Genomic DNA, 25270 nt, shown 5'->3' with positions numbered 1-25270 from the left:
AAAATTTCGTCTGTCGCCTCGCAAGTGGTGCGCTTAGGCTTCACCGCGAAACACCCCTCACCTCTCCCGGAGCCTCTCATGCCCCTCCTCATCCGCGGCGGCACCGTCGTCAATCACGATCATTCGCGCCGCGCGGACGTGCTGATCGACGGCGAGACCATCGTGGCGGTGGGCCCGTCGATCGAGGCGGCCACAGGCACCGAGATCGTCGATGCCGGCGGCGCCTACGTCATCCCGGGCGGGATCGATCCACACACCCATCTCGAAATGCCGTTCATGGGCACGGTGACCGCCGACGATTTCGATTCGGGAACCAAGGCGGCGCTAAGCGGGGGACCACCATGGTGGTGGATTTCTGCCTGCCCGATCCAGGGCAGTCCATGCTCGCGGCCTATCAGGAGTGGCGGCACAAATCCGAGAAGGCGGCCAGCGACTACGGCTTCCACATGGCGGTGACGTCGTGGTCGAAACAGATCCATGACGAGATGGAGACCGTGGTCAAAACCTACGGCATCAACACCTTCAAGCATTTCATGGCCTACAAGGGCGCGTTGATGGTGAACGATAACGAGCTCTACAACTCGTTCGCGCGCTGCGCCCATCTCGGCGCGATGCCTGTTGTCCATGCGGAGAACGGCGACGTCGTCGCCTTGATGCAGGAGGCCCTGATCGCACGCGGCGTCACCGGCCCGGAGGGACACGCCTATTCACGGCCGCCGGAGGTCGAAGGCGAAGCCACCCACCGCGCCATCATGATCGCCGACATGACCGGCACGCCGGTCTACATCGTCCACACCAGCTGCCGCGAGGCCCATGAGGCGATCGCCCGCGCGCGGGCTGCGGGAAAGCGGGTCTACGGCGAGCCGCTGATCCAGCACCTGCTGCTCGATGCTGGCGAGTACCAGAACAAGGACTGGGATCATTCCGCGCAGCGGGTGATGTCGCCGCCGTTCCGCGACAAGTCGCATCAGGACAGCCTCTGGTCCGGCCTGCAAGCCGGCTCGCTCCAGGTGGTCGCGACCGACCATTGCGCCTTCACCACGGAGCAGAAGCGGTTCGGGCGCGGCGATTTCAGGAAGATCCCGAACGGCACCGGCGGCCTCGAGGATCGGCTCGCACTCTTGTGGACCGCGGGCGTCACCACGGGGCGGCTGACCAAGGAAGAATTTGTCGCGGTGACGTCGGCGAACATCGCCCGCATCCTCAACATCTATCCGCGCAAGGGCGCGGTCGCCGTCGGCTCGGATGCGGACATCGTGGTGTGGGACCCCAAGGCGAGCAAGACCATCAGCGCCAAACGGCAGATGAGCCGGATCGATTACAACGTATTCGAAGGCTTTTCCTGTACGGGCGGTGCGGCTGTGACGCTGTCGCGCGGCCGTATCGCCTGGAAGGACGGCGATCTGCGGGCCGAGGCGGGCGACGGGCGCTACGTCGAACGTCCCGCCTTCTCGCCGGTGCACGTGGCGAATTCGACCTGGAAGGAGCTGACCGCCCCGCGCGCTGTCGCACGCGGCGCGGTCACGCCGTAGTGCGTTCGGGCGCAAGGCATTTGATAGTCGATGCGCGGTGATGGCACACGGCTTGCCTCTCGATGTCAGACAATTCTCTGACGGAGGCGGCGATGAGCGATGCACCCCATAACATGACCCGGCGCGACGTGGTGCTTCGCGGTCTCGGCGCCGCCGGAATAACAGCATTCGCTCCGTCTCTCGCCTGGGCGCAGGGACGTAGCGAGACGCTGCTGGTGGTGCAGGAGCTCGGACCGAATTCGCTGGACATGCAGGGCGTCGGCTCCAACCAGACCGTCAATGGTCTCTCCTGGAATTGCTACGACCGCCTGCTGAGCTACGCCTCGAAGACGTTGCCCGATGGAACGGTCTCGTACGACCGTGAGAAGCTCGCGCCGGAGCTCGCCGAGAGCTGGGAGGTCGCCGCCGACGGCATGTCCTGCACCTTCAAGCTTCGCAAGGACGCGAAATTCGCACGCCGGTGACCGCGAAAGACGTCAAATGGTCGTTCGACCGCGCCGTGAAGGTCGGCGGCTTCCCGACCTTCCAGATGTCGGCGGGATCGCTGGAGAAGCCCGAGCAGTTCGTGGTGGTCGACGACCACACCTTCCGCATCGACTATGTCCGCAAGGACAAGTTGCTGCTGTTCAACGTCGCCGTCGTCGTGCCCTTCATCATCAATTCCGAGCTCGCGAAGAAGAACGCGACGGCGGAAGACCCGTGGGCGCTGGCCTGGCTCAGGAACAACGAGGCCGGCGGTGGCGCTTACAAGATCGAGAGCTGGAAGCCGGGCAGCGAGACCGTGTTGGCGCGCTTTGATGACTGGAAAAGCGGACCGTTGCCGAAGGTCAAGCGCGTGATCGCGCGCGATGTCCCCTCCGCCGGCACCCGCCGCGCCATGCTGGAGCGTGGCGATGCGGACATTTCCAGCGGCTTTGCGCCGCGCGATTTCGAGCAGATCATCAAGGAAGGCAAGGTCAAGGTCTCGGGCGTGCCGATCCCGAACGCGCTCTGGTACGTGGCGCTGAACACCGCGAAGCCGCCGTTCGACAATGCCAAGCTGCGTCAGGCCATCGCCTGGGCGATGCCCTATGAACAGATCCAGACCAGCGCCTTCTTCGGCCGCGCCATTCCCATGTATGGCGGGGCCGCCGAAGTCTCAAAGCCGGTCTGGCCGCAGCCGTTTCCCTACGTCACCGATCTCGACAAAGCCAAGGCCCTGCTGAAGGAAGCAGGATTCGAATCCGGCCTGGAGACGACGCTGTCGCTCGACACGGGTACGGCAACCGTCGGCGAGCCGACTGCGATCCTGATCCAGGAGAACCTCGCCAAGATCGGCATCAAGGCGGGAATCGAAAAGATCCCCGGTGCGAACTGGCGCACGACGCTGAACAAGAAGGAGCTGCCGCTCGCGCTCAATCGCTTCAGCGGCTGGCTGGATTATCCCGAATATTACTTCTACTGGAATTTCCACGGCAACAACTCGATCTTCAACATCTCCTCCTACCAGAACAAGCAGATGGACGCGCTGATCGACAAGGCACGCTTCACCACGGATGCCGCAGAGTACGACAAGACCGTGAAGGATTTCATCGCGCTCTGCATGCGCGAGGTTCCCGTCATTCCGCTCAACCAGCCGATCCACGACGTCGCCATGCAGAAGAGCGTCAGCGGCTACGAATTCTGGTTTCACCGCGAGCCGGACTATCGTCAATTTGCCAAGGGCTAGTCCTGACGAGCGACGCTGATTTCACCCGAAGAGGTCCGCGCCTGCGCGATCGGAGAGCCGCGCTCCAGCCGCGCCGCGCTCGCATGCAACATCACCGCATCGAGCCTGCCCTGCCGTGATCCCTCCAGCGCACAGGCGAAGACGCGGTAGAACTGCGCGCCGTCATAGGCGACCAGCAGCAGATCGACACCGGCGTTGATCGCTTCCACCACGGCTTTGCAGACATCGTTCTGGTAGATCGCGCCCATCACGAGGTCGTCGGTCATCACCACGCCCTGGTAACCCCACTTCTCGCGAATGATTCCCTCGACGACGCGCTTCGAATGTGACGCGGCGCGATCGGGATCGACGGCGGTGAGCGTGACATGGCCGACCATGAGCGCGCTGCGCGAATGCGACAGAACCGCGCGGAACGGGAGCCAGTCTGTTGCCTCCAGCTCCTTCACCGGTGTATCGAGATTGGCACTGAAATGATGCGTGTCGGTGCGCACGCGGCCGATGCCCGGAAAATGCTTGAGCGTGGCGCCGACGCCGGACTCTTCCAGCCCGCGCACATAGGCGCTCGCGATGGTGCTGACGACGGCGGGATCGCTCGCGATCGCGCGTTGGCCGATCAGCGTGTGGAAATCGAGGCGGTTACGTCGCGCCGGTGGCTTGAGGTCCAGCACCGGCGCGAGATTGAGGTTGACGCCGAGCCCGGCGAGCTCGCGTCCATGGATGCGGCCAAATTCCTCCGCTTTGGCCTGCTGGTCGTCGGGAGCCAGCCCAGCGAGTGTCGCCAGCGCCGGCACTTTCGTCAGCGGCGGTGCGAGATGCCCGACGATGCCGCCCTCCTGGTCCGCGGCGACGACCAGCGGCGGCAGGCCGGCGGCGCGCCTGATATCCTGGAGCGCCGCGATCTCGGCGCGCAGCGCCTCGACGGTCCGGTCGCGGATGTTGTGCCGGGTGACATAGACGCCGCCGATCAGGCCCTGCCCGGCGAGACGCGCGACCTCGGGAAATGACGAATAGCCGACCATGAAGTGGGGCCCTAGCTGGTGCGCCTCGGCGGCGCTGGCGCCGAGAACCTCGTGCTTGCGCAGCTCGAACTTGAGATGCGCGGCGGACATCAGGACTGCCGGCAGGCACCAGAGCATGACGAGCGCCTTGCCGGCGATGGTGCGCCAGCGCCCTCTCCGCAGCAGGACGACCACGACGACAATGCTTGCGACGACAAGCGCAACGTTTCCGGCGCCGCGCAACACGAGCAGATAGGGATCGTTCTTGTTTGCGGCTGCGAATGCAGCGACAGGCGCGGCCAGCCAGAGCAGGATGAGACCGATAGGGCGGAGAAATTGCATGATGCGTCACGCGCTGGAAGTGGCGAATGCTTCGCACCTAACAAAGCGATTTGCGCTGTACGAGAGGCAAACGCGCGCCTGCACGAAATCTGCAAAAGACTCCTGAAACCGTGCAGACGATGATCCCGCCTTCTGCACAAGTGCCGTTCAGACTTCGTGATGCCACTTATCACGAAAGGTCTTCAGGACATGACGAGCCTGGCTTCGACGTCGAGGACGGACATCCAATCCATCAAGCCTTCCGGCCTGTCGGCCAAGCTCGCGATGGCGCTGCTGCTCGCCGCGCTCGCTGACTGGCTCTTCTATGGCCAGCGGATCGGCTTGTCGCTGGCGATCTTTGCGGCCGCAATCGCCTGTGCCTCTCTGCTCGCCAACCATGCGACGCTCGATGTTCGGCGCGCTGCGATCGGAGGCGCGATCGTCGCACTCGGCCTGGCACCGACCGTCGAAGAGCTCAACACGCTCTCGTTTCTAATCCTCATCGCGGCGCTGCTCATCGCCTTGCTGCTAGCGACCAATCCGGAGACGATCGGGCTCGCGGATCGCGCCCGCGCATTGCGAAACTTCGTTCTGTTCGGCTTCTTGCGCTTCTTTCCCGATGCGCTCCAGATCTTCAATATGTCGGCCTTCACTCGGGGCATCGCGCTGTGGTTGACGCCGATGGTCCTGAGCACGGTGTTCGTCGCGCTGTTCGCGGCGGCCAATCCGGTGATCGAGCAATGGGTGTCCCTGCTTAATCCGAAGATCATCCTGGAGTATATCAGTGTCCCGCGCGTGCTGTTCTGGGCTTTGATGCTGACGCTGGTCTGGCCATTCATCCATGTGCGCTGGCGGCGCCGGAAGATCGCTGTTGCCGCCGCAACCGAAGTCGCAGAACCGGAGCCCCTCGCGCCCTTCGTCTCGGCGGAGTTTTTAGGCCCCTCCACCATTCTGCGATCGCTGATCCTGTTCAATCTGCTGTTCGCGGCGCAGTCCGGTCTCGACGGCATCTATCTCTGGGGCCATGTGGCACTGCCCGACAATTTGACCTACGCGGCCTATGCTCATCGCGGCGCCTATCCACTGATCGCGACCGCCCTGCTCGCCGCGGCCTTCGTGCTGGTCGCGATCCGACCGGGCGGGCCGGCCGAGAAATCGAAGGTGATCCGGCCGCTGGTCTATCTCTGGGTGGGACAGAACGTGCTGCTGGTCGCCTCCTCCATCCTTCGCCTCGATCTCTACGTCGACATCTACATGCTGACCTATTGGCGGATCGCGGCCTTCATCTGGATGGGGCTGGTGGCGCTCGGCCTGATCCTGATCGTTGTCCGCATCGCGCTTGACCGGTCCAGCCTGTGGCTCGTCGGCGCCAATTTGATCGCGCTCGCGATCGTGCTCTATGGCTGCTCGCTCGTGAACTTCGACGCCCTTATCGCCGACTACAATGTCGCCCACAGCCGGGAAGCATCGGGCAAAGGCGTGCAGGTCGACATCAACTATCTCCTGACGCTCGGGCCGCAAGCGCTGCCCGCCATCGACAAGGCGATCGCGCTGCGGCCGGGCGCCAGCGAGGGCTGCCTTGTGTCACGCCGCGACCGCCTTGTAGAACAGCAGCGTCAGGACCTGGCCTGGCGAAGCTGGAGCTTTCGCAACTGGCGGCTCCAGCGCAGGCTGGACGCCCAGGCGAACGATCGAGCCGGCAGCCGGTCGGCAGGATAAGAAGCGGAGAGTTTCTTGGCGCATCGCATTCTCATCGTCGACGACGAGGGCCACATCCGCGAGGTCATCCGCGTCGCGCTGAGGAAGGCCGGCATGGACGTGATCGAGGCGCGCGACGGCAAGGAGGCGCTCAGCCGCTTTGCCGCCGACAGGCCCGATCTGATCGTGCTCGACATCGGCATGCCCGAGTTCGACGGTCTCGACGTCTGCCGCGAGATCCGCAAGAGGTCCGACGTGCCGATCCTGTTCCTGTCGGCGCGCGACGAGGAGATCGATCGCATCCTCGGCCTCGAGATCGGCGGCGACGACTACGTGACCAAGCCGTTCAGCCCGCGCGAGCTGGTGGCGCGGGTCAATGTCATCCTGCGCCGCCTCAGTGCGCGCAATGGCGAGGCCAAGGCCGGGCCGGCCGCGCTAACGCAAGGCAATCTCCTGATCGATCCCGAGCAGCACCTGGCGTCCTTTGCCGGCACGCCGCTGAAGCTGACTGCGATCGAGTTCGGCATCCTGCGCGCATTCCTGACCCGGCCGACGTCGGTGTTCAATCGCGAGCAGCTGATGCGGGCCGCCTATCAGCTCAACATCCAGGTCTCCGACCGCACCATCGACAGCCATATCCGCAACATCCGCGCCAAGCTCGCGGCGCTCGCCTGCGACAACGTCATCGAGACCATTCACGGCGTCGGCTTCAAGCTCGGCCGCTGCGAGAAAGAGGCATGAGCACGGCGCCAGACAAATGGCGGCCGTCGCTTGGGCTCGTCATCTTCACGGTGCTCGCCACCGTCGCCATCCTGCCGCTGGTCGGCCTGTTCTTCTTCCGCCTCTACGACAACCAGCTGATCCGCCAGACCCAGGCCGAGTTGATCGCACAGAGCCGCGTGCTGGCGACGATCTATGCACAGGAAGTCGCGGCAAGGCTCGACGGCGGCCTCATGCTCGGGGCCGAGGTGCCGCCGGGCGTGCTGCCCGATCCCGGCGACCAGGTCACGCCGATCCGCCCCTCGCTTGATCTGACCGCGAACGACCTCTTGCGGCGGCGGCCCGATGCGCTGCCCGCGCTCCAGCCGGCGCAAGCAGCCTATGTCGAAATCGGCGCAAAACTGACGCCGGTCATCCGCGAGACCCAGAAGGTGACACTGGCGGGCTTTCGCATCCTCGATCCCCAAGGCGTGGTGATTGCCGGGCGGCAGGAGGTCGGGCAGTCACTCGCGCATATCGAGGAGGTCGCTGACGCCCTGCACGGGCAATACCGCGCCACCTTGCGCAACCGCGTGCCGGACAAGCCGCCGCCGCCGATCTATTCCTTCAGCCGCGGCCTCGGCGTGCACGTGTTCTCGGCGATGCCCGTGATCGTCAACAACCGTGTCGCCGGGGTGATCTACACCACGCGGACGCCGAGCAACATCTTCGACCATCTCTATCAGGAGCGGGCCAAGTTCGTGCTGGCGGGGCTCGCCGTGGTTCTCGGCACCATCGCGATCGGCCTCGTGTTCTCACGCACCATCACGCTGCCGATGCGCGAGCTGATCGATCGCGCCGTCAGAATCGGCCGCGGCGACCGCGAGGCGTTCCAACCGCTGAAGCACTACGGCACGCGCGAGTTCGCGCAGCTCTCGCACAGCTTCCTCGGCATGGCCGAGCAGCTGGCACGGCGCTCCGACTACATCGCGACGTTCTCGGCCCACCTGACCCACGAGCTGAAATCGCCGCTGACCTCGATCAAGGGCGCGGCCGAGCTGTTGCAGGATTCACTTCAAGGCAGGGCCGAGGGCCTGACGCCGGCCGAGCAGAAGACGTTTATCGCCAACATCCTGTCCGACACCCAGCGCCTCGAGGCGATGGCGCAGCGGTTGCGCGAGCTCGCCCGCGCCGAGAGCCTGCCGCAGAACGAGCGCACCGAGCTTGCGCCCGTGATCGCCGATCTCAGGACCAGGTTTCCGGCAAGCTCGATCGAGGCCAGCGGCAGCCTCGACCGGACGATCGGCATGTCCTCGGAGAAGGCGCTGATCGTGCTGTCGCATCTCGCCGACAACGCGATGCGGCACAAGGCGCAGACGATCAGGCTTGAGGCGGCGGACGAACGTACGACCCTGCGGCTGACCGTGAGCAATGACGGCGAGGCGATCTCGGCCCCGAACCGCGACAGGATCTTTGACGCGTTCTTCACCACCCGCCGCGACCAGGGCGGCACCGGGATGGGACTGGCGATCGCGCGTGCGGTGATGGCGAGCCATGGCGGCTCGATCAGGCTGAAGCCGACCGACGAGGGTGCGACCTTCGAGCTCCAATTCTCTCTGGCCTAGATCGCGAACACCCAGGCGGCAACGATGGCGCCGATGGTGACGAGACCAGCAATGGTCCAGCCGGCGGCGTATTCCAGCTCAGGATGACCGGTCGCCCGCATGATCTCAACCGGATCGGCGGTATGCTTCTCTGCCATGACAGCCTCGCACGTTTCTTCCCGCGTCATCTGTAAGTCGCACCAGCCGCGATTAGGTTCCATCACGGTAATGCGAGGAGCACAGCATCCCGCCGGTCGAGGCGACCCGCTGCTCCCTCACCTTCCGGACGATGAAGCGGGCCTGACGGGTCATCCAAAACAAAAACTGCGAAAACAACCCCATGCACAGTAGAAGGCCGTTTCCGGCTCGAGGCTGGGCGGCGCCGGACAACGGCCTGACCGATCGAGACAAAACGGTCGCTCCGCGCAATCCCCTGGGGCCGTGCGACCTTGTGTTCCAAATGCGGCTGCATACGAGGAGAGCGCCGTTCGCGCCAGACGCGTGCCGGCCAAAGGTGCCGCGAATTCGCCTCAAGGCCAGCTGACTAATGAGGCGAATTGAAAAGACAGGCCAGATCAGCGAGCCAATATGAGCCCCGCAAGGCCGGCATCACCATGAAGAATTATCTGACATTTTTCCTGCTTCTGACCATGACCACGGCCTCCGCGCACGGACCTGTGCCGGGCCGGCTCTCGCCGCCGTCCGATCTCGTGCAGGCGGGCCTCACCGATTCCGACACTACCTTCGGCGGCACCGCCCGGCTGTGCGAGCAGGTCACCTTCTCGCGCGGCCTGCGCTATGGCGAGAGCGAGGCCAATGTGCTCGATGTCGCGGCCAGCGCCACCAAGGCGGACACACCGCGGCCGGTGCTGCTGTTCGTGGCGGGCGACACCTTCACCGGCGACCGCGCCGCGCCGGAGCTGGCCCGCCAGATCCAGGACCAGGCCATGTGCTTTGCCGCGCGCAACGGCATGATCGGGGTCCGCGTCAACTATCGCCTGGCGCCGTCGGCGACCTGGCCGGCCGGCGCGTCCGATGTGGCGGCGGCGCTGTCCTGGGTCCACGGCAATATCGACCTCTTCAACGGCGATGCCCGCGAAATCGTCGCGGTCGGCTACGGCGCCGGCGCCTTCCATGTCGCCACCCTGCTGGCGCATCCCGAGCTGCAGACCGACGGCGCCGACGTCGCCGGCGTCGTGCTGGTGTCCGGGATCTACCGCGTCGGCAAGGACGCCAGCGACAGCGAGAAGGCCTATCTCGGCCTAGATGCCGTCCAGTACGACAAGCGATCAGTCTTCCCCGGCATCCTCAATGTCGACGTGCCGATCGTGCTGGCCTGGGCCGCGGACGATTCCGTCGGCCTCGTGGCGCAGGGCGAGACCCTGAAGAGGACGCTCTGCGGCGCCGGCCATTGCCCACGCAGCGCATTGCTGCGCAGCCGCGACGGCATCGCGAGCGCCTTCGGCCTCGACGGCTCCGGCGACAGTCTTGCGGAGCCGACGCTGCTGCTGGTGCATCAGTTGGAAGCGCGGGGGCTGCCGTAGCGGCGTGTCAACACGCCTGCCATTTCGTTCGGCCCTGCGCCACGTTGAAGCGGAGCCGCCGAAGCCACACGATTGACAAATGCTCGACCTACACCAACCCGCCTCGCTGCGGACTGAGCCGACCTCGTTGGGGCCAACGACAAGGTGTCGAGCATGCGCGTCACCGGCAGACTGCTGTTCGTTCTGATCGTTGCTTTGGCCTCGCTTGGGGCGATGTCACTGCAACACGCCGAGCAACCCGCAACCGACAAGGAAATCCGCATCGGCAATGTCATGCCGTATTCGGGACCGCTGTCGGAGTTCGGTGCCATCGGCCAGGCTGAGGCCGCCTATTTCGACATGGTCAACGCGCGTGGCGGCATCAACGGCCGCAAGATCCGCTTTATCACCCGCGACGACAATTCCGACCCAGCGACTGCGATGGAGCTGACGCGCAATCTGGTCGAGAGCGAGGACGTCCACCTGATGTTCGGCTCGTTCGGCACGCCCGGCAATCTCGCCACGCGCCGGTATCTGAACGAGAAGAAGATCCCGCAGCTGTTCGTCGCCTCCGGCGACGAGGAGCTGAGCCAGCCGAGCGCGTTTCCCTGGACCATGGGCTGGCAGCCGTCGTTCAGGTCGGAAGGGCGCATCTACGCCAACTACATCCAGGCCTATTATCCCAGAAAGAAGATTGTGGTGCTCTGGCAGAACGACCAGTTCGGGCGCATGCTCTACAAGGGCATCCAGGAAGGCCTTGGCGATCTCAACCGTCACGTCCTCGTCGACATCGCCTTCGACCTTGCCGACGAGCATCTCGAGGGGCACGTCTCGATCCTCAAGCGCGCCGGCGCCGACATCTTCGTCTTTCTCGGCGTTCCGTCGACCGCGTCCAAGGTGATCAAGCTGGCTGCGTCCCTCCATTGGCACCCGGTCTTCATCGTCAACGATGCCTCCGCCTCGATCGCCAATGCGATGGCGCCCGCGGGCCTCGAGAACTCGGCGGGCGTGATCTCGGCGGCCTTTCTGAAGGATCCGAGCGATCCCGCCTGGAAGGACGATTCCGCCATGAAGGACTGGTTCGCCTTCATGGACAAATACCATCAGGTCGAAAGCACCAACAACAGCGCCGCGCTCTATGGCTACGCCGCGGCCGAGGCGCTGACGCAGGTGCTGAAGCAATGCGGCGATGATTTCTCGCGCGACAACATCATGCGTCAGGCGGCGTCACTCAGAGACCATCATCCGTCCGTGGCGCTGCCCAACGTCAGGATGAACACCTCCCCCAGCAACTATCTGCCGATCAGGCAGATGCGGCTCGTCCAGTTCGACGGCCGTTCGTGGCAGCCGTTCGGCGAGGTGATCGAGACAGCGTTCACGGAAGGTGCGGCGCGGTGAAGTGAATTAGGCAGGCTTGAGCCTCGCGAGAGGTCGGCGCTTACCCTCCCCTGGAGGGGGAGGGTCGACTCACATTGAGCGCAGCGAAATGTGAGTCGGGGTGGGGTGACGGTCTCTCCGTATCGAACGCTGCCCGTGTTGAGAGATCACCCCACCCCGCTCGCGCTGCGCGCGATCGACCCTCCCCCTCCAGGGGAGGGTGAGAGACGGCGTTTCGCGGCAAACTCATGCCGCCGGGGCTCGGCGATGGATTGCAGGCGCGCGGCGAAGTTCGCCTCCGCACCGATGATGGTGTGGTCCATGCGGTCGGTGCCGCCGAAGTAGTGGTCAGGCGCCTTTTCGTTTCATCACGGATGTTTAAGATCGGCCCGTCCATCCGCTCCGCCGGGAGATCCCATGACCGAAGCCATCCGCATCAAGCGCTTCCACGCGCGCCCCGTGATCGTGCCGATGAACCTGCCGCTCCAGACCTCGACCGGCGCGGTCGCCAAAGCGCCGCTGGTGCTGATCGACTGCGAGACCGACCAGGGCGCGGTGGGCCATGCCTATCTGTTCTCGATCACGCCGTCTGCCTTGAAACCGCTGACGGCGATGGTCGCGGAAATGTCGGACTTGCTCGCCGGCGACGAGCTGCTGCCGCTCGAGATCGAACGCAAGCTGGCCCAGCGCTTCACCCTGCTGGGCCTCGCCGGGCTGCAACGGCTGGCGCAATCCGGCATCGACATGGCGGCCTGGGACGCGCTGGCCCGCACACGCGGCCTGCCGCTCGCCCGCCTGCTTGGCGGCGCGCCGAAGCCGGTGCGCGCCTACAATTCGAAAGGGCTCGGCATTATGCCGGCCGGCGCCGCTGTCGAGGAAGCCCACAAGCTGCTGGCCGAAGGATTTCAGGCCGCCAAAATCCGCATCGGCCGGCCCGATGCGCGCGAGGACCTCGCGGTGGTGCGCGCGGTGCGCAAGGCCGTCGGCGACCAGGTGACGCTGATGTGCGACTACAACCAGGCACTGACGGTGACCGAGGCCGTCCGCCGCGGTGAGATGCTCGACGACGAGGGCCTCGCCTGGATCGAGGAGCCGATCCGCCATGACGATTATGCCGGTTGCGCCCGCATTGCCGATGCGCTGCGCACGCCGGTCCAGATCGGGGAGAATTTTGACAGCGCTTTTGCGATGCAGTCCGCGCTCTCGGCGGAAGCCTGCGATTACGTGATGCCCGACGTCCAGCGCATCGGCGGCGTTACCGGCTGGCTCCGCGCCGCCGCGCTGGCGCATGCCTCCGGCATCGAGATGTCGACGCATCTGTTCTCGGAAGTGAGCGCGCATTTGCTCTGCGTGACGCCGACGGCGCATTGGCTGGAATATGTCGACTGGGCCGACGCTGTGCTGGCAGCGCGGCTCAAGATCAAGGACGGCTTCGCGCTGCCGAGCGAGGAGCCTGGCAACGGGATCGCCTGGGACGAGGCGGCGGTGAAGAAGTATCTGGTGGAGTGATGACGGGTCCCGCCATCCTGAGGTGCGAGTGGCGCGATGCAAAAGCATCGCGCCGGGAGCCTCGAAGGGTGCACGGCCCGGATGCAATCGGGCCGTCGCCCTTCGAGGGCCGCTGAAGAAGCGGCCACCTCCAGCGACAACGGCTTCGCCGTTGCGCGGGGGTGACGGATTTCCCATATCGCCGTTCCGGGCACACGATCTCCCTCCCTCGTTGCGAAAGCGTGCGACACGGACTAACGATCCCCCATGACCACCTGGCGCCCGCATCCCCACATCCGCGTCGTCGCAATCGGCCTGCACTGGCGGGACGGGCGCCTGCTCGCTGCCGAGGTTCGTGACGATGCCGGTCGGATCAAGGGCGTGCGTCCGCTCGGCGGCGAGATCGAGTTCGGCGAGAGCTGGCGCGCCGCCCTGGTGCGGGAATTCAACGAAGAGCTCGGCATCGACGTCATCCTCAAGGGCGAGCCCTTGATGCTGGAGAATATCTTCGTGCACGAGGGAGCAACCGGGCACGAGGTGATATTCATCTCCGAAGTTGAGTTTCCGGAGCCTGCGTTCCGCGATCAGGACCATATCGACTTCAGGGAGGACAACGGGGCCGAGATCGTGGCCCGCTGGTTCGACCTCGCCGATCTCGACGTGGACGGCGGCCCGAGCCTCTATCCGACCGGCCTGAAGGACGTGCTGCGCGGGAACAAGACGAATTGAAGCGATGCTGCCTCGCATAACCTCGACGGCGACGGTTGGCTAATTCTCGGCCGGGTAGGCCAGGCGGCCGCCAGCCACGACCCGCGCCGCCGGATTCATTTCAGCCTGTTTGACCTGCCCGGGCCCGAGAATGTGAAACACCGTCTCGCCGGCGGCGAGCAGATAATCCGTGATGATCCGCCGGTGGCATCGCCACCACAACGTCTCCGCGCACATGATGGCGCAGCGCTGCGTCTGCCCGAGGTCGCGCAAATGCGCGAGACCCTCGCGAAAGGCCGGGCTCATGGCGTGGTCGGCGTAATTGTGAAAGCTGCCGTTCTGCCAGAACGCATTGGTCTCGCGCGGCACTTCGCGTTTGCGGCTGCGCAGGCCACCGAGCGAGGCCATGTGCTCGTAGCCGATCGAAACGGCCGCGAGCGATTGCGGCAGGGTCTCGCGATTGTACTGCGGGTTGGTGCGCGAGCGCGGCACGGTGCGGACGTCGGCGACGAAGGTAACCGAGCTGCCTTGCAACAATTCGACGAATTCCTCGATCGAATGTGTGGCATGGCCGATGGTGAAGAACGGATGAGCCATGATGAGCTCATCGACTCCCCTTGTGCCGCTCAGCTTCGCAGCAACCGCAACGCCCGGCCCTTGTGCAGGGCGACGTGGTCGGTCTTGTCGCTCTTGATCTCGTATTGCGGATCGTCCGGCGTGGCGTGGTGAGTGTGGCCCTTGTAGTCGACGTCCTCCGTGTGGACGCGCAGGATATGGCCGCGCACGCGGCCGGCTTCGGAATTCCAGCTGACGTGGTCGCCGCGCTTGAAGGATTTTGTGGAGGGCTTCGGCATGACGGAACAATGCCGAGGGACTTGGGCGTGTTCCAGGATAACGAACTAGACGCACCAGTCCGTCTTCGCTCTGCGAGCTACGCCGGACACGCTTCGCATTCAAGACGGGTGGCTTGCCGAGCGGAAGCTCGCGGCGGCAGCCCGCCTGCGCCTTTTGGGCTGCGGCGTGGCATCCTTCTCTCGCTTTGCGAGCGAAGGATGGTGGGCACGACAGGGATCGAACCTGTGACCCCTACCATGTCAACGCGTGTGCCCTATGCTGAGCCTAGTGCCCTTGACCGAAAAACCCCAACCTTCAACTGGTTAGACCAAATCTATTGCGATTGCGGTGGGCAAGCAAGTCTTTGCCCCAGCCCATGTGGGACCAATTTGGCACCGGGGATCAATGCGAGCTGTGGATCACTCATTACGAATAGCGCAGCTTGCGGTGGAGATGAGGTATGTTGCAACTAATCACCCCATGCCGCTGGACGCCCTGTCTGCCGAAGGTACACCATGAACGCAATTTCGCCGCCAACAGAAACAGAGCAGAAGGGTCAGATCGCAAAGCCGAAGCTCTCGATAGCATCAGCTACATTCTCCAACGGGGACGTTCTTACCTTCGAAGAAGACGAAATAGTCGTCTTTGTCGGGCCGAACAATGCTGGCAAGAGTGCAGCGCTTCGCGAGTTAGAACAGTTCGTTTCAAGGAATGTACCGCAGAAAGTCATAACCGCAGTTGAGCTTCGTCGCCTTGGCACTCAAACCGAGCTGCGAGATTACCTTGTCAGAAATGCCATGACCATGGGTCCAACGGGTCAGCATAGCTACGCTGGTATGGGCTACAACATTCATCACAGCCATCTGAGCTATTTTGATCAACCTCATGACCGACACCCGGTAGCAAGTTTCTTTTGCAAACGGCTTGGCACAGAGGATAGGCTTTCCGGGGCAAACCCTGCGAACGCTATCGCGCTCTTTTCAGAACCGCCGTCTCATCCCATCCATCAGCTGTTGATGGACAACGTTCTCGCAAAAAAAATCAGCGAGCTATTTACACGCCTTTGGAATGGACTTAATGCCGTTTCGAGCGGGGGGTGGATCGTTTCCACTGTACGTCGGAGAGAGGCCGCTTCTTGCTTCTGGAGAAGACGAGCTTTCACGCACTTTCATCGAGAGGCTACGAACTCAGGCCGTTCCGTTACAAGAGCAAGGCGACGGTATGCGCAGCTTCGCGTCCGTATTGCTGTATGTGCTGGCGTCGGACCATCATTCGATCCAGTTCCTGGATGAGCCAGAGGCCTTCTTGCACCCCCCGCAAGCTCGACTCGTAGGCGAATTTATCGCGGCGAAGCGTACATCGAAGTCCCAGCTCTTCATCGCTACGCACAGCACTGACATCTTGGATGGGCTAATTTCAGGCGGAGCGGAAAAGGTGCGCATCATTCGCATTCAGCGCGATGGCGCCGTCAACCGCGTCAAGGAATTGAGCAAGTCGAAGACAGCATCGATAGTCAATGACACGTTGGCCCGGTACTCCCGTGTCTTTGATGGCATTTTTTATCAGCACGTCGTGATCTGCGAGGCAGACGCAGACTGCCTATTCTATAGTTCCATTCTCAACACGAAGGCGATTTCTGGAGATCGCCGCGCAGACGTGCTGTTTATCCACACGGCTGGAAAGCATCGAATGGCACAGCTTGCGGAGACGCTGCGTCAGCTTGACGTGCCCGTTTCGGTTATCGCCGACGTTGATCTGTTTAAGGAAGAGAACACCTGCAAGCAGCTATTCGAAACGATGGGCGGGGATTGGTCAGACGCCAGCAGCAATTTCAAGGCGCTCAAGACGGCCATTGAACAACGGCGTCCGCCCATGAATGCCGAACAGGTCGCGGGTCTACTACGCGAAAAGCTCAATGACGTAGGGGGCACAGGTGAGTTCCCCAAGAGCAAAGAAAGAGAAATTAAGGCTGTCTTTAAAGGAATTTCTCCATGGGACGATGTGAAACGAGCTGGTCGATCTGCCGTACCTGCTGGACAGGCGATCAAGCACTATGATGACCTACTCGCCAAAATGGCCGCAGTCGGGCTTTGGATCGTCCCTGTCGGCGAAATAGAAGGATTCTGCCGAAGCATAGAAGGCGGCCATGGGCCCGGCTTTGTCGCCAAAGTGCTAGAGGAGAGAAATTTGGAGACAGACCCAGAGCTGAAAGAAGCTAGAGAATTTGTCTCTCATATTTGGGCCAGAGCCCGTTCGAGTGATCCTACCCAGCGAGCCGAGAGTAAATTTAGCAAGGAAGCCGCTTCGGCATAACGGCGGCTTTTCCGATGCGCTGGCAACTCCAGATTCTTTAGCAAAAATGTGAAAGGGCTTCCGGGTGATCGCGGGGCGATCAACCCCCCTCGGCCCCCATTGAGATAATGGGTGTCGAGCGGCTTGCGCCAGAGTTGCCCATCCCATGGCAGCTTCGTCGGAGTCCCTCCTCTTCCAAGGAGCTTGTCAACTGTTCGTTTTATGATCATTATCCGAACAGTCATTTTCATGGAGGCGCAGCAAACTATGGCGAAATCGCATCTCAAGCTCGTCACGCCAGCCACCGAAAAACGAACAGTCACCCCGAAGCGTCGCCCCAACGCCGACCTGCGCAGCCGCGAACACCTGACCGAGACGGAAGTGGACAAGGTCGTTCAGGCCGCAAAGACCAACCGTTGGGGCCATCGCGATAGCACCATGATCCTTGTGGCTTGGCGGCACGGGTTGCGGGTGTCCGAACTTGTGGACCTGCGCTGGGATCAGATCGACTTCGCCAGCGCCACCCTGCACGTTCGCAGGGTGAAGCAGGGCACACCAAGCACCCATCCCATCATGGGCGATGAGCTACGGGCCTTGCGTCGCTTGCAGCGGGAGCAGGAGCCGAAGTCGCCGTTCGTGTTCACTAGCGAGCGGGCAGGCCCGTTCACCACTGCCGGATTTGCTCGCATGATGGAGCGGGCTGGGGTGGAGGCTGGAATGCCGTTCAAGGTCCACCCGCATATGCTGCGCCACGCCTGCGGTTTCGCGCTGGCCAACAAGGGACACGATACGCGAGCCTTGCAAGCCTATCTTGGCCACAAGAACATTCAGCACACGGTCAGGTACACGGAGCTGTCGCCCAATCGGTTCAAAGATTTTTGGAGAAGCTAAGGCGCTCGCAAGGGCTTGGCGCGACCGCGATTGCGAAGCAGCTTGGGTGTTCACGGGGCGCGATCTACAAGGCGATGAGCGCTTCGTAGTCAGTGCCGATGCAGAGGGTCTGCTTCGCGTTCAAGTGCGGACGCCGCTTGAGTGCGAGATGGTGTTCTGCAAAGGGCCAGAAGCGGAAATCGCACCTCAATAGTATCTGCAAGCGAGATCATAGCGCCGGACGGTGGGTGTTGGGTTCATCACAGCAACCCGAGTAAGATCACCGACCTTTCCCACGAAGTGCCCGCAGGGCCGAACGATGATCTCGACCACTGGCGGCACCCTGTTCGTCTCCCCATCCTCAATTTGCACCTGGACAACATCATTCGAGCATTCTCTCGACACGCTGACCACGCGTCCCGAAAAGATCGTGGCGCCCGACCTTGGCTTATCGCATGTCGTAAGTCGGTATACTGCGCGGCAAGAAATTGGAACGCATTCCTTGTCTTGGGCAAAAGCAGCGGTCGGTTGAACAACAGCGATCAGCGCAAGGAAGTGTGTGAACGACACAAGTCTAGGCATTCTGGCTTTCGGCTGGTTTGCGGGATCGTGCTTTGCTCCGAACGTAAGCCATGGAGGCCGAAAAGGGCAATCGACGGCTATGGGTCAAAAGCAGCGGTCACGGCTAGGGCGGCGCGGCTTCCGGTCTGCCACCGATAGCCGACATCGCAACAGAGTCAAACTTATCCGGCTAAGGGCCACAACCCGACTCTCTCCCAGTATAGTAGAGGCTGCTGAAATGGAGAGAACATGAGCGTGCCAGAAATCATTCGACGAGCCATCGAGATCGGTCAACGTGACGGTAAGATTACGTTCGATGAGCTGAATGAGCTGTGTGACAGCCGAGTACTCGACCCCGACCGGATTATGAGCGCCCTTAGCGAAGCAGGAATTTGGGTCGAGGGAGACTGAGGTCTGAACTGGGTCAACACGCGACACCATCCGAACTGACTGGACAGGACCGCAGCATCTCCAAGAGCGGACATCTTGCTGAACACGACCCGCCTGTAACTTGTCGGGTCACGGCCAACGTTACGTTCGAGGCGTCGGCTGCGGTGCTGGGACTGAGCAGGTGATGTCGCGGGCTGCTGCGACGAATGTCGCGGGAGGCTGCTGCTGCGGCGCTGTGACCGGATGCTGATCGCCGCCACCATGCGGGACACACGTCCCCACCACGAGGCGCAGGCAAAGTTCCAGTCGGCAACCCCCACGGGCTCTCTGGGGATGGCGGTCAGGAATAGCGGTGCCTCTCATTGAAGCGTGAGGATAGTTACGTTCCTGCGACCCTTCCACCAGCGAGACCTATCCACTAGTGGATAGATTATGCAATAATGTCAACGACTTACCCTAAGTTGCGCCATAATTCCGCCTTGGGCGGGATAGAGAAGCCATCTCGCTCCGACTTGCGCGATTCGTGCACGTCTTTTCGGAACAGCCTGATCCAACAGTTCGCGTCTGTCTGTTGGGGTATGGCCGCACATCTCAGGGCAACTAACAGGTCCACTATGAAACCACGCTGCCGTGTGAACGGCTGCGCGAACGCTCGCGCCGGTCACTCACTCCTGTGTTCCAAGCATAGGTCCCGCAAACGCCGTCACGGTCACGAAGAACAGCGGACTATCAGCAAGTCCGACCTGAAACCGTTCATCGAGAAGGTTCAGGCGAGGATCGCCAAACAGCCCGATGCCAAGCTCTGGTCCATCTGTGATCAGCGGTGGGACATCGTGACGAACAACTGGCGAGCAGAGCTACCCAAGACGATCTATCGCTACGTGCGAGCGGGAATGAAGGAACTGGTTCGGCTGGCCGACAGCGTGTCAGGTCGCGAGGTCGCTGTCACTGTCATCGCGATGTACCTGCTCCAGGATTATGACCCTCGCCTGTTCAAGGACGAAACGGCCTTCCGCACCCAACTGGTCAGAAGGGTGCGAACCCTCTCCAACACCAGCTTCTCCCACTGGAGCGGGGCCAGCGATGGTCGCGAGCGGCGAGCCATGAAGGAGTTGGAGCCGAGAACCGCCGAGTATTTGAGTGGGCTGCTGGTGGAACTGTTCGGCCCTGCTGGAGTGCGGATCGCCAAACTTGAACGGCGTGAGGAGGAGGACCAGCGCAAGGAGCGGCTGGCCTACTACGCGGCGCTTGGGGAAGTGCAGTGAGATGCGTGGCTCCCACAGGGAGAACTCCTAAACCCCCTCAACATGCTGATTTTCTTTAGCAGGTGAGGAGTTTTCGGGCTCGTCCAAGTCCCATCCGACACCCCCATTCATCACCCTCACCAGTCTGGCTTCCTGCCCGCTGGTTCCGAGAGAGCCGATGCTGACACAGTTAGAGAACGCATACGAAGCAGCCATTCAGGAGCAGGCGAGGCTACGCAATCGCGAGATCACGGCATTCGACAGTAAAGTCTCACAGTCAATCTTCACGGCTGGTCTCTTGGCAATCGAGGACAGTGAACGCGGCGTCGCTCAGTACAGGGTCGTGTCGGCCCCGACAGGCAGCGGCAAGTCCAGTTATACGCAGGCTTTTGCCAAGGCCTTCATCGAAGTTCACCCCGAAGGCTCCGTTCTCTTCCTTGTCGAGACAATCCAGCAGGCGGAGGACATGTTCCGAGAGATGTCAGCCCTCCTCGGCAACGCGAACGTCGCTATCTGGACCAGCGCCCATGACAGCCGCGCCTCGCGGGACAACATCGAGCATCAACACGGGTTTGTCCCCGAACACCGTTTCTCGGTCGATGACCTTGCCAACTACCCTGCCATCGTTGCCACCCACAGGTTTTACATGGGGTCGCGGGCTGACAAGGCGACAGAGTATCGCGGCAAGCCTCGCAGGCTGACGTTCGTCGATGAAAAGGCCGCTGACGTTACCATCTTCGACGTGGACACCGGGCTTATCAAATCAGTCCGAGACAAGCTCGCGGAGAAGCACTCGTCGAACTTGGAACACGTTCCTCAACTGACCAAGCTTCATAACCATCTTGAGGCCGTTTGGCAGACCGCATCCGGCAAGGCTTCATTCGATGAGATACTGCAAGCCGGTAGAATCGATTTGAGTTGGTTCAACTCCGAACAGGCGAACGATTACATTGCGTCATCTGACGACCAGGTGAAGCATGTCTTTGGCTTTGGACGAGCGCTGGCAAAAGGCTTCGCCTTCTTATCCCGCTACGACGAGTACGGAAAGGGAGCAAGGTTCGTCGGCTACGAGATGAACATGCCGCTGAGACCGGGGACAATACTGCTCGATGCTACGGCAGACATCGACGGGGTCTCACTTCTTGTCAACAATCGAAAACCCGTGCCGGTACCGCAGGTTGATTTCAGCAAACTTACGATCACGCACATCGAGCCGGACTTACCCAAAGGACACACCGTCAGTGAGATTATCAAACAAGCAAAACTGGCGAAACCGTATGCCCGGTGGATCATGGAAACCATCAGACAGAACAGTCAGCTCGGTGAGGGGGTGCTGGCCGTAGTCCACAAAGGGCTATTGGATCACGAATACCTCCCGAATGATCACCGGGAATTCTCCAATCCCTTCGATCTCGACGGGCGAAACGTGTGCTTCATCCATTGGGGGTCGGGAATAGGATCGAACCGCTGGAAAGACGCGACCGCTGTATTCCTGTTCGGTGAATTCCACGTCCCTAAACGAGCGATGGTCGGCACCAGTTTGGGGCTGAGGGAGGAACAGGCGACAGCGTCTGCCCTCGCTCCCTTTCAAACGCCTAACCCGAGAAGCAGCCAACTACGTTGGATACGCGAAGGTCATCTTTGTCGGCATATGAAGCAGCTCGCGATGCGGGGCAACGCGAGAAACATTGACGGCAATGGCGTCTGCGGCGAGCAGCGCCTTTACGTTACGGCAGAGTTTGACCGGCTGATACAACACAAGGACCGGACGTTCCCCGGTGCCAAGCTGGTCAGCCAAAGCAAACCGGGGACAAAAAGGGATGGAGGCGCAAAGGGATTGATGTCGCTCCTCTACAGCACGGATGCGCAGGAAATCACGACCATCGAGCTTGAGCGGCTGACGGGCATCTCGTTCCAGAAGAACAAGAGCCGTTATCTCTCAAACCCTCTCATACGGAAGGCGATGAAGGACACTGGCTTCACGTTCGTGGTCGGGAAGGGCCGGGGCAATCCAGGGCGGTTTGTCCGCAACGATTCATTGGCAGCATGAGGAGCTTGGTCCACTCAGTAGCTAGACGGCACCCTCTCCTCGTCCAACGCTGCGATTTTTTCGAGCCTATGCCTGCCCCTGCTCGTCCAGTTTCGTCTTGATCTTCGACCGCATCGCATGGCCGTAACGCAGCAACATCCTCGCGTCCTTGTGCCCGCTCTGGCTGGCGACTTCTGGCAGGGTGAGGCCCATTTCAAAGAACCGGCTGATGGCCTCATGCCTCAGGTCATGAAAGCGCAGGTCCTGACCGTCGAGACCCGCTCGCGTCCTGATCCGACGCCATGCACACTTTGCGGCTTCCTTTGAGATGGGAAACAGGCGTCCATCCTGACTTGCTTGTTCCATCAACTTGGCGAGAATGATGACGGCAGCCTGCGTGAGAACGATGGTACGAGCTTTGTTGTTCTTACCCGGTGGCACGTACAGCTCCCGCCTATTGGTGCTGACATGCTTGACGACGATACGCAGTATCTCGCTCCGACGCATGCCGGTGTCCTTGCCGAGCCTCATCATCGGCTCGATCAGCGGGTTGCGAGCAGCCCCCACAGCTTCAATCAGGCGGCCCCATTCATCGTCATCGATCCGGCGCTCACGTTCGTCATCCTCATTCTTGAGGTTCAGCGCGGCGACCGGGTTACTCGGCATCGGAACCTCCCATTCCTTGCGAGCGATATTGAACATATTCTGTACAGGGTTGAGCTGTCGCCGAAGTGTGTTGTTCTTGACCACCTTTAATCGCTCATCGCGATACCGCGCGAAGTCTGCCGTCGTTAGGTCGCAAAGCCGCTTCTTGCAAATTGGGTGACGAAGAAAAGCATCGAGGATCGTGGTCTCCATTTCCGCGCCCTTCTTGCGGACCGTAACCTCGTCCCTGTACCGCGTGACCAAATCAGCCAAGGTGATTTGTGCAAGCTTCTTGATGTCGGGAGGCAGCTCTCGCCGCTCTGCTTTCGCCTCTGTCTGCCGCGCCCATGTTTGGGCGTCTTGTTTGACGGTGAAGGTTTTGGTCAGGGCCACGCCGTCGCGGCGAACACGCACCTGCCATTTGCCTCTGCGCTTGCGGATGGTTGCCATCCAAACGTCTCCTGCTGAGTGGGACCAATTTGGGACCAGCAGAGACGTCGAGGATTTTCGGAGGACCGGACGAAACGACGGAAATCTACGTTAGATCAAGTCTTTACGTAGATGGTGGGCACGACAGGGATCGAACCTGTGACCCCTACCATGTCAAGGTAGTGCTCTCCCGCTGAGCTACGTGCCCTAGAGGTCATTTTCATCGGTGGGGTCCCTATAACGGCTCAGGGGAGCCGGCGCAAGGACGGAAGGGGCCGATTTAGGCCGCCAGCATCTTGTTCACTTCACTGACCAATTCGCGCAGGTGCACGGGCTTGGACAGCACCTTGGCGTTCTTGGGGGCGTCCGAATCCGAGTTCAGGGCGACCGCGGCGAAGCCGGTGATGAACATGATCTTGATATCAGGGTCGAGTTCCGAGGCCCGCCGGGCGAGCTCGATGCCGTCCATCTCCGGCATCACGATGTCGGTGAGCAGCATCTCGAACGGCTCTTCCCGCAGCCGCTGATAGGCGGCCATGCCATTGTCGTGGGACGAGACCTGAAAACCGGCGTTTTCCAGCGCCTTGACCAGGAAACGGCGCATGTCGTTGTCGTCTTCGGCGAGCAGGATCTTTGGCATGGCAGGAAACGTCGAATCCCCAGAGGATATCAGCAGAGGTCACTAAGCCCGACAGAGGGTAAATTTGGGGTGAAAATCTTAACCTTGGGCCGGCTGCGCTGCCGGCTCTTTGTGAACCGGAATGGGCTCCGAATCAATCGAGCCGGATCGACTGATCCCCGCCGCGGTACCTGCACGGTTAAGACATGTTCCAGCGTCCTTCACATCTTTTCGCTTGGCAGAATGGTTGCGATTCCGGACAATGACGACACATAAGAGCCGCTCGATCGGCCGAATCAATGCGATCTGGTCCCTGCCAGATCCCGGCGCGAAGGGACGAAGCCTGAGAAGATGACCCGGTTTGACGGCGACATGTCGCCAGCCTTCGAGATCTTCGAGCCCGCCGAATGGCGCGCGCCTGTCATCTTCAACTCGCCCCATTCCGGCTCGACCTATCCGGACGAATTCCTGGCGGCGTCGCGGATCGACCTGCCGACGTTGCGGCGCTCGGAAGACTCGTTCATGGACGAGCTGATCGGCCATTTGAGCGAGCGCGGCTTTCCCACGGTGCGGGTCAACTTTCCCCGCTCCTATGTCGACGTCAACCGCGAGCCCTATGAGCTCGACCCCCGCATGTTCAGCGGCCGGCTGCCGAGCTTTGCCAACACCCGCTCGATGCGGGTCGCCGGCGGCCTCGGCACCATTCCGCGCGTGGTCGGCGACGGCCAGGAGATCTATCGCGATCGCATCCTGGTCGACGATGCGCTGGGGCGGATCGAGACGCTCTACAAGCCCTACCATCGCGCGCTACGCCGGCTCATTAACAAGGTGCATCAGATGTTCGGCACCGTGGTGCTGGTCGACTGCCACTCGATGCCCTCGGTCGGCGTCAGCAGAGACGAACCGCGCCGGCCCGACATCGTGATCGGCGACCGCTACGGCACGAGCTGTACGCCGCTGCTTCCCGATCGCGTCGAGGAAACCTTGTCAGGCCTCGGCTATTCGATCGGCCGTAACAAGCCCTATGCCGGCGGTTTCATCACCGAACACTACGGCAATCCCGCAAGCGGCCTGCACGCGGTGCAGCTCGAGCTCAATCGCGCGATCTACATGGACGAGCGGCGGCGCGAGCGGAGTGCACGCTTTGTGCAAGTGGCCTCCGACTTCGGCATTCTCGCCGACGTGCTGGCAACCACGATTCCGTTCACCGATCTCGGCCCGTTCCAGGCCGCGGCGGAATAGGCTCCGCTCTTCTTTCGATCATGTTGTTGCGATTGACGCGAATGCGTCTTCGCTTCGCAAGCTTGCGCGCCTTGAAATGAAAACAGAGGCGCCAAGAAAAAAGGGCCGCTTCTGATGAAGAAGCGGCCCAAGTCTAGGGAGGAAACGCCCAAGGAGGGCAGCGGTAACGCAAAGCGCTACCGCACCGCAACAATATGCGGCCGCGCCGCACAAAGTGCAAGGGCTTTTGCGCCGATTCCCATGCAATACGCACATGGCTCAGTTGCTTTAAGAGAAACCCAGATTCAGTTTCTTTGATAAGGAATTTCAATGGGTTGATTGTCATTTGCATACGAACAAGGCAGCTTCGGAACTAAGTTTTCAACTCTGTGATCGATATTTGGCCAGCAGATGACTGACTTGGGCAGCCATTCCCGGCATCCAAAATACCAGGGTGCAAATCAAGACAGCGCTGCACGC

General features: G+C 61.8%; 20 protein-coding genes, 1 tRNA gene and 2 pseudogenes. 15 read left to right on the top strand and 8 right to left on the bottom strand.

The window, feature by feature from the left end; all coding sequences use genetic code 11:
• Nucleotides 1–78: 78 nt before the first annotated feature.
• Nucleotides 79–1532: pseudogene (gene hydA, locus YU9_RS41455) on the top strand (dihydropyrimidinase).
• A gap of 62 nt (nucleotides 1533–1594) precedes the next feature.
• Nucleotides 1595–3240: pseudogene (locus YU9_RS41450) on the top strand (ABC transporter substrate-binding protein).
• Here YU9_RS41450 and YU9_RS0114675 read toward each other — a convergent pair.
• Nucleotides 3237–4580, bottom strand: coding sequence for a glycoside hydrolase family 3 N-terminal domain-containing protein (locus YU9_RS0114675; RefSeq protein WP_027573525.1), 1344 nt, complete (start codon nucleotides 4578–4580; stop codon nucleotides 3237–3239). The pseudogene YU9_RS41450 and the gene YU9_RS0114675 sit on opposite strands and share 4 nt — an antisense overlap.
• Before the next feature lie 189 nt (nucleotides 4581–4769).
• Here YU9_RS0114675 and YU9_RS0114670 point away from each other — a divergent pair, with 189 nt between their 5' ends.
• From YU9_RS0114670 to YU9_RS0114660, 3 genes are read left to right on the top strand one after another with little or no spacing between them, the layout of a single operon-like run.
• A complete protein-coding gene (locus YU9_RS0114670) occupies nucleotides 4770–6278 on the top strand; it encodes a DUF4173 domain-containing protein (protein ID WP_036017288.1) in 1509 nt (502 codons plus the stop codon).
• Between the two features lie 15 nt (nucleotides 6279–6293).
• Complete coding sequence (locus YU9_RS0114665) at nucleotides 6294–6998, top strand: response regulator transcription factor (protein ID WP_027573523.1); 705 nt, start codon at nucleotides 6294–6296, stop codon at nucleotides 6996–6998.
• Complete coding sequence (locus YU9_RS0114660; protein WP_027573522.1) at nucleotides 6995–8581, top strand: ATP-binding protein; 1587 nt, start codon at nucleotides 6995–6997, stop codon at nucleotides 8579–8581. Before YU9_RS0114665 ends, YU9_RS0114660 begins: the two co-directional genes overlap by 4 nt.
• On the opposite strand, the gene YU9_RS49005 is transcribed toward YU9_RS0114660, so the two are convergent.
• Entirely contained in the window at nucleotides 8578–8718 is a 141-nt protein-coding gene (locus tag YU9_RS49005) for a hypothetical protein (protein ID WP_164936762.1), read from the bottom strand. The two genes, YU9_RS0114660 and YU9_RS49005, sit on opposite strands and share 4 nt — an antisense overlap.
• Before the next feature lie 456 nt (nucleotides 8719–9174).
• On the opposite strand from YU9_RS49005, the gene YU9_RS0114645 reads away from it, so the two are divergent.
• The 4 genes from YU9_RS0114645 (at nucleotide 9175) to YU9_RS0114630 (ending at nucleotide 13677) form a co-directional block, all read left to right on the top strand.
• Complete coding sequence (locus YU9_RS0114645; protein ID WP_027573521.1) at nucleotides 9175–10104, top strand: carboxylesterase family protein; 930 nt, start codon at nucleotides 9175–9177, stop codon at nucleotides 10102–10104.
• Between the two features lie 153 nt (nucleotides 10105–10257).
• On the top strand, nucleotides 10258–11481 hold the full coding sequence (locus YU9_RS0114640) for an ABC transporter substrate-binding protein (protein ID WP_027573520.1): 1224 nt from the start codon (nucleotides 10258–10260) through the stop codon (nucleotides 11479–11481).
• Nucleotides 11482–11877: 396 nt separating this feature from the next.
• On the top strand, nucleotides 11878–12969 hold the full coding sequence (locus YU9_RS0114635) for an enolase C-terminal domain-like protein (protein ID WP_027573519.1): 1092 nt from the start codon (nucleotides 11878–11880) through the stop codon (nucleotides 12967–12969).
• A gap of 246 nt (nucleotides 12970–13215) precedes the next feature.
• Nucleotides 13216–13677 carry an NUDIX hydrolase gene (locus tag YU9_RS0114630; RefSeq protein WP_027573518.1) on the top strand — a complete coding sequence of 154 codons (462 nt, stop codon included), beginning with the start codon at nucleotides 13216–13218 and terminating at the stop codon, nucleotides 13675–13677.
• 39 nt (nucleotides 13678–13716) lie between these two features.
• Here the strand turns inward: YU9_RS0114630 and YU9_RS0114625 are convergent, their stop codons facing one another.
• The 3 genes from YU9_RS0114625 to YU9_RS44600 form a co-directional block, all read right to left on the bottom strand.
• Nucleotides 13717–14253 carry a DUF488 family protein gene (locus YU9_RS0114625; RefSeq protein ID WP_027573517.1) on the bottom strand — a complete coding sequence of 179 codons (537 nt, stop codon included), beginning with the start codon at nucleotides 14251–14253 and terminating at the stop codon, nucleotides 13717–13719.
• A gap of 29 nt (nucleotides 14254–14282) precedes the next feature.
• Entirely contained in the window at nucleotides 14283–14510 is a 228-nt protein-coding gene (locus YU9_RS0114620; protein ID WP_027573516.1) for a DUF2945 domain-containing protein, read from the bottom strand.
• A 684-nt stretch (nucleotides 14511–15194) separates the two neighbouring features.
• Nucleotides 15195–15377 carry a hypothetical protein gene (locus YU9_RS44600; RefSeq protein ID WP_051380393.1) on the bottom strand — a complete coding sequence of 61 codons (183 nt, stop codon included), beginning with the start codon at nucleotides 15375–15377 and terminating at the stop codon, nucleotides 15195–15197.
• Nucleotides 15378–15558: 181 nt separating this feature from the next.
• Here YU9_RS44600 and YU9_RS41440 point away from each other — a divergent pair, with 181 nt between their 5' ends.
• The 5 genes from YU9_RS41440 to YU9_RS0114590 all read left to right on the top strand — a co-directional run bounded on the left by YU9_RS41440 (nucleotide 15559) and on the right by YU9_RS0114590 (nucleotide 21897).
• Nucleotides 15559–16803 (top strand): AAA family ATPase, encoded by a 1245-nt coding sequence (locus YU9_RS41440; protein ID WP_051380392.1) that lies wholly within the window; start codon nucleotides 15559–15561, stop codon nucleotides 16801–16803.
• Between the two features lie 201 nt (nucleotides 16804–17004).
• Entirely contained in the window at nucleotides 17005–17673 is a 669-nt protein-coding gene (locus YU9_RS0114610) for a tyrosine-type recombinase/integrase (protein ID WP_198028242.1), read from the top strand.
• A gap of 789 nt (nucleotides 17674–18462) precedes the next feature.
• On the top strand, nucleotides 18463–18624 hold the full coding sequence (locus YU9_RS41435; protein ID WP_036017282.1) for a DNA-directed RNA polymerase sigma-70 factor: 162 nt from the start codon (nucleotides 18463–18465) through the stop codon (nucleotides 18622–18624).
• A gap of 593 nt (nucleotides 18625–19217) precedes the next feature.
• On the top strand, nucleotides 19218–19868 hold the full coding sequence (locus YU9_RS41430) for a hypothetical protein (protein WP_051380391.1): 651 nt from the start codon (nucleotides 19218–19220) through the stop codon (nucleotides 19866–19868).
• A 157-nt stretch (nucleotides 19869–20025) separates the two neighbouring features.
• Nucleotides 20026–21897, top strand: a complete 1872-nt coding sequence (locus YU9_RS0114590) for a DEAD/DEAH box helicase family protein (protein WP_051380390.1) — start codon at nucleotides 20026–20028, stop codon at nucleotides 21895–21897.
• 66 nt (nucleotides 21898–21963) lie between these two features.
• On the opposite strand, the gene YU9_RS0114585 is transcribed toward YU9_RS0114590, so the two are convergent.
• From YU9_RS0114585 to cpdR, 3 genes are all read right to left on the bottom strand, one after another.
• Nucleotides 21964–22971, bottom strand: coding sequence for a site-specific integrase (locus tag YU9_RS0114585; RefSeq protein WP_027573513.1), 1008 nt, complete (start codon nucleotides 22969–22971; stop codon nucleotides 21964–21966).
• A gap of 112 nt (nucleotides 22972–23083) precedes the next feature.
• Nucleotides 23084–23158, bottom strand: a tRNA-Val gene (locus YU9_RS0114580).
• Nucleotides 23159–23230: 72 nt separating this feature from the next.
• Nucleotides 23231–23590: a cell cycle two-component system response regulator CpdR gene (gene cpdR / locus YU9_RS0114575; protein WP_007597092.1), complete on the bottom strand. Its 360-nt coding sequence runs from the start codon at nucleotides 23588–23590 to the stop codon at nucleotides 23231–23233.
• Nucleotides 23591–23920: 330 nt separating this feature from the next.
• On the opposite strand from cpdR, the gene YU9_RS0114570 reads away from it, so the two are divergent.
• On the top strand, nucleotides 23921–24811 hold the full coding sequence (locus YU9_RS0114570) for an N-formylglutamate amidohydrolase (RefSeq protein ID WP_027573512.1): 891 nt from the start codon (nucleotides 23921–23923) through the stop codon (nucleotides 24809–24811).
• Nucleotides 24812–25270: the final 459 nt, after the last annotated feature.

Origin of the sequence: Bradyrhizobium sp. WSM1743 (assembly GCF_000473065.1) — a bacterium.
GTDB lineage: Bacteria > Pseudomonadota > Alphaproteobacteria > Rhizobiales > Xanthobacteraceae > Bradyrhizobium.
The sequence above is the reverse complement of the archived record's forward strand: the minus strand, read 5'-3'. Positions and strand labels throughout refer to the sequence as shown.